At 71.6% G+C, this 4,694-nt stretch carries 5 protein-coding genes; 2 read left to right on the top strand and 3 right to left on the bottom strand.

The window, feature by feature from the left end; genetic code table 11:
• Together OZN99_RS25875 and cysD are read left to right on the top strand one after the other, a co-directional pair.
• A partial coding sequence (locus OZN99_RS25875; protein ID WP_408611943.1) for a CarD family transcriptional regulator occupies window positions 1-733 on the top strand: 733 nt, incomplete at its 5' end.
• 124 nt (window positions 734-857) lie between these two features.
• Window positions 858-1,778, top strand: a complete 921-nt coding sequence (cysD, locus tag OZN99_RS25870; RefSeq protein ID WP_270938112.1) for a sulfate adenylyltransferase subunit CysD — start codon at window positions 858-860, stop codon at window positions 1,776-1,778.
• A gap of 141 nt (window positions 1,779-1,919) precedes the next feature.
• Here the strand turns inward: cysD and OZN99_RS25865 are convergent, their stop codons facing one another.
• The 3 genes from OZN99_RS25865 to OZN99_RS25855 all read right to left on the bottom strand — a co-directional run.
• Window positions 1,920-2,723: a Bax inhibitor-1/YccA family protein gene (locus tag OZN99_RS25865; protein WP_270938111.1), complete on the bottom strand. Its 804-nt coding sequence runs from the start codon at window positions 2,721-2,723 to the stop codon at window positions 1,920-1,922.
• Window positions 2,724-2,871: 148 nt separating this feature from the next.
• Entirely contained in the window at window positions 2,872-3,375 is a 504-nt protein-coding gene (locus OZN99_RS25860; RefSeq protein WP_270938110.1) for a nucleoside deaminase, read from the bottom strand.
• Between the two features lie 20 nt (window positions 3,376-3,395).
• On the bottom strand, window positions 3,396-4,694 hold a 1,299-nt coding region (locus tag OZN99_RS25855; protein ID WP_333779773.1), incomplete at its 5' end, for an ABC transporter permease.

Here is a 4,694-nt window from a genome sequence, read left to right as displayed (position 1 = left end):
CGTCCCGGCCCAGGCATCCGCTGCGGCGCCCCGCTCCGAAGCCGGCACCCTGCCGCCCCGACCGCCACAGCCGCAGCCGGTCCAGGCGCCGCAGCCCGCGCCGGCCGTCGCCGTTGTCACGACCGCCTCCGCGACGGTGATCGCTGCGACCCTCGCACCGCCGCCCCGACCCCCACAGCCGCACCGCGTGCCCATGGGCGGGCCCTCCGGCCCGCATGCCGCGCCGCCCCGGGCGAAGAGCCCACAGGTCGAGTTCAAGGCAGGCGACCACGTGGTCTACCCCACCCACGGGGTCGGCCAAGTCCAGGGCATCGAGGACATGCCGGTCGCCGGCATGTCCCTGAAGGTGATCATCGTCACCTTCGAGGAGAACCGGATGACGCTGCGCGTCCCGGTGAACAAGGCCTCCTCCTCGGGCCTGCGCAAGCTGGCGACCGAGACGGTCATGAACGAGGCGCTGGACGTTCTGCGCGGCCGGGCCCGCATCAAGCGCACCATGTGGTCGCGCCGCGCCCAGGAATACGAGCAGAAGATCAATTCCGGCGACCCGCTGGCCATCGCGGAGGTGGTGCGCGACCTGCACCGCAATGCCGGCCAGCCGGACCAGTCCTTCTCCGAACGGCAGATCTACGAGCAGGCGCTGGACCGACTGGCCGCCGAGCTCGCTGCCATCGACCGCACCGACAAGGCCGTGGCGGCGGAGAAGCTGCAAGGCGTCCTGAAGTCGGCCTGAGACGACGGCCCGGGCCGGACCGCGCGCCAGGCGCAGGCACGACGCGGCCCGGCGGGGGTTCCGCTGCGGCCGCCGGCGTGCTTTCTCGCGCCAGCGTGACCGCATCCCGAGGATCCGACCTGACATGCGACCCGAGGCGGCAAGCCGGCTGACCCCCCATCTGCGCCGCCTGGAGGCCGAGGCCATCGGCATCCTGCGCGAGACGGCCGCGAGCTTCCGCAACCCCGTGCTGCTGTATTCCATCGGCAAGGACAGCTCGGTCGTCCTGCACATCGCGATGAAGGCCTTCGCGCCGGGCCGGCTGCCCTTTCCCTGCCTGCACATCGCCACCGGCTGGGACTTCCGCGCCATGCTGGAGTTCCGCGACCGGCGCGCGGCGGAGCTCGGCCTCAACCTGATCGTCCACACCAACCCGGACGGCCTGGCGCGCGGCATCAACCCGATCGACCACGGGTCCCAGGTCCACATGTCCGTCATGGGAACGGAGGCGCTGAAGCAGGCGCTGAACGCGCACGGCTTCGACGCGGCGATCGGCGGCGCCCGCCGCGACGAGGAGAAGGCCCGCGCGAAGGAGCGCGTCTTCAGCCACCGCTCGCCGGGCCATGTGTGGGAGCCGCGCGGCCAGCGGCCCGAACTCTGGGGCCTCTACAACACGCGGATCAACCAGGGCGAGGGGATGCGAGTCTTCCCGCTGTCCAACTGGACCGAATTCGACGTGTGGGACTACATCGCCGCCGAGCAGATCCCCATCGTGCCGCTCTACTACGCCGCGCCGCGCCCGGTGCTGCGACGCGACGGCATGATCATCATGCGCGACGACGACCGCATGCCTCTGCTGCCGGGCGAGCGGGTGGAGGAGCTCTGGGTGCGCTTCCGCACCATGGGCGACTGGCCGCTGACCGCCGCGCATGAGAGCCGTGCGGCCACGATGGAGGAGGTCATCCTCGAGTTGCGCGAGAGCCGCGTGAGCGAGCGCGCGGGCCGCCTGATCGACAAGGACCAGGAGGCGTCGATGGAGCGCAAGAAGCGCGAAGGCTACTTCTGAACCGACCCCCGGCGTCCGCAGGGCGCCGGATGGGCGGGCGCGCGGCGCGCCGGCACCCGATGCGTGAAGACACGAAAAAACCCCGGGGGTTGCCCCCCGGGGTTCCGTGCAACCGGCGTTATGCCTGTTCTTGTCGGATCGTCACTCGCTGTTCTGGCGCACGCCCATGAACTGCAGCAGCAGCTGGAACAGGTTGACGAAGTTCAGGTAGAGGCCCAGCGCGTCGAACACGCTGCGCTTGGCGGCCAGTTCGGTGCCCTCGGCATAGGCGTACTCGACGTAGTCCGCCTTGATCCGCTGGGTGTCGTAGGCGGTGAGGCCGACAAACACGACCACGCCGATCACGCTGATGGCGAACTGCAGCGCCGAGCTCTGCAGGAAGATGTTGACCAGGCCGGCGATCAGGATGCCGATCAGGCCCATCATCATGAAGGTGCCCAGCTTCGTCAGGTCGGCCTTCGTGGTGTAGCCGTAGAGGCTGGTCGCCGCGAACATCGCCGCCGTGATGAAGAAGGTGCTGGCGATGGAGGCCGAGGTGTAGATCGCGAAGATGTTCGACATCGACGCGCCCATCACCGCGCAGAAGGTCCAGAACAGGGCCTGGGCGGTGGTCTTGCTCATCCGGTTGATGCCGAAGCTCAGCACCAGGATGAAGGCCAGCGGGGCGAACATCGCGACCCAGCCGAGGATGGTCGGCACCGTCGCGTTGCCGCGCGGCGTGCGCACCACCTCGTAGAACATGCTGGCCACGGCGGGGTTGTGGGCGATCAGGAAGGCCACGATGCCGGTCAACAGGAGGCCGGAGGCCATCCAATTGTAGACGCGCAGCATGTAGCTGCGCAGGCCCTCGTCGAGCTGCGCCTGGTCAACGGCCGTGGACCGCCCGAAGGGCTGGGTCCAGGCCGACGCGCCCGTCTGGAAGCGGTTGTCGGGACCGAAAGCCATGGTGAGATCATCCTCCCGGCGGGACGAGGGGTGGAGGTGAGAAAGGTCCGTCCCGGCGTCGTGCATCATATGGAGTTTTGGTAATCCGGATCAACCCGTCTCTGCGGTCGTTGCCAGCATAGGAAGGCTAATCCTGGTGACAGCCGCGTCAGGCGGCGCCGACGGCCCAGTAGCCCTTGTGTGGCACCTCGCCTTCCGCCTCGAGGCAGGGGCCAACGACCTCGACCTTTTCGGCTGCGCTGCCCAGCACCGCCCGGCAGGACAGCGAGAGGCCAGCCGTGTGCGGCTGGGCGTTGCGCAGGTGCAGGATGGCACCCGCCGAGAGGCCGTACACCACCCGCCCGACGCCGGTGTAGAAGATCGCCGCGGCGCACATCGCGCAGGGCTCGCCGGAGGAATAGATGGTGGCCCGGCGCAGGCGCTCGCGGGGGACGCCGGCGGCGATCGCCGCCTGGCAGGCGTTCATCTCGGAATGCGCCAGCGTCCCGCCGCCCCCCGCGCCTTGGGTGGAGAGCCCCTCCGCCAGGGTCGCGCCGTCCTCCGCCACGATCACCGCGGCGAAGGGCCGGTCGCCGCGGGCGCGGGCCTCCCCGGCCAGGGCGAAGGCGCGGCGGAGGCGGGCGGCGTCGGGCGCGGAAAGCGGCGTGTCCATCCGCCGATCCAAGCCCGGCGCTACTCGTTCCGCAACAGCGGCGCCGGGCGGACGCGCAGCGCCAGCGCGGTGCCGACATAGCCCAGCGCCAGCGTCAGCAGCACGCAGCCCAGCACCACGACGGCCAGCGTGCCGGGCAGGAACACCCACTCGCCGCGCATGACGAAGCGCACCACAGCCCAGGAGGCGGCGGAGCCGGCCGCGGCGGCCAGCAGCCCCGCGACCAGCCCGAGCAGCCCGAACTCCACCAGCCAGGCGCTGCGGATCTGCGAACGCGTGGCGCCGACCGTCTTGAGCACCACGGCGTCCCGCACCCGCCGCCGCTGCCCCGCGGCGACCGCCCCGGCCAGCACCAGCATCCCCGCCAGCAGCGTCACCGAAGAGGTCGCCTGCAGCGCGACCCCGACGCGGGAGAGCAGGTTCGCCACCGCCTCCAGCGCGTCGCGCACGCGGATGCCGGAGACGTTGGGGAAGGCGTCGGTCAGCGCGCGCAGCACGCCGGTCTCGGCCTCCGGCCGGCTGCGCACGGTCGCGATGTGGGTGTGCGGCGCGGCTTCCAGCAGGCCCGGCGAGGCCACCATGACGTAGTTGATGCCGAGCCCCCGCCACTGGATCTCCCGCAGGGAGGCGATTTTCAGGTCGATGTCGCGGCCCAGCACGTTGACCGTGATGGTGGACCCGATCCCGATGCCCCAGCCCCGCGCGATGGCGGCGTCGAAGGAGAGCAGCGGCGGGCCGTCGTAGTCGGCCGGCCACCATTGCCCGGCGACCAGCCGCGTGCCCTCGGGCGGGGTCGCGGCATAGGTCAGGCCGCGGTCGCCGCGCAGCGCCCAGCGCGTGTCCTCCGTCACCACCATCCGCTCCGCCGGCACGCCGTCCACCGCGACCACGCGGGCGCGCAGGCTCGGCGCGCGGCGCACGTCGTCCACCCCAGGCTGGGCCAGGGCGAGCCGATCGAAATCGCGGGCCTGGTCGGACTGGATGTCGATGAAGAAGAAGGACGGCGCGGCGTTCGGCAACTGGTCCGCCAGCTGCCGGCGAAGGTTGCCCTCGATGGTGGCGATGGCCGCCAGCGTGGTCAGCCCGATGCCCAGCGCCACCAGCATGGTCGGTGTCGGCGCCCCCGGCCGGTGCAGGTTGGCCAGCCCGAGCCGCCAGGCCGGGCGCCGCACATGGCGCAGCCCGCGCGCCGCGCGCATCAGCAGGCTGGCGCCGATGCGGAACAGCAGCAGCGTTGCCGCGGCGCCGGCCACGAAGCCGAGCGCGAAGGCCGGCTGCTCCGCCGTGCCGACCACCAGCACGGCCAGCGCCAGCGCGGC

The organism is Falsiroseomonas oryzae (assembly GCF_027856955.1).
GTDB lineage: Bacteria > Pseudomonadota > Alphaproteobacteria > Acetobacterales > Acetobacteraceae > Falsiroseomonas > Falsiroseomonas oryzae.
Note: the sequence above shows the minus strand (reverse complement) of the source record. Positions and strands in the feature narration are given on the sequence as shown.

Excerpts from the sequence above, each read along its gene's own strand:
- OZN99_RS25865 (WP_270938111.1), bottom strand. The coding sequence starts at position 2,723 with ATGGCTTTCGGTCCCGACAACCGCTTCCAGACGGGCGCGTCGGCCTGG.
- cysD (WP_270938112.1), top strand. The coding sequence starts at position 858 with ATGCGACCCGAGGCGGCAAGCCGGCTGACCCCCCATCTGCGCCGCCTG.
- OZN99_RS25860 (WP_270938110.1), bottom strand. The coding sequence starts at position 3,375 with ATGGACACGCCGCTTTCCGCGCCCGACGCCGCCCGCCTCCGCCGCGCC.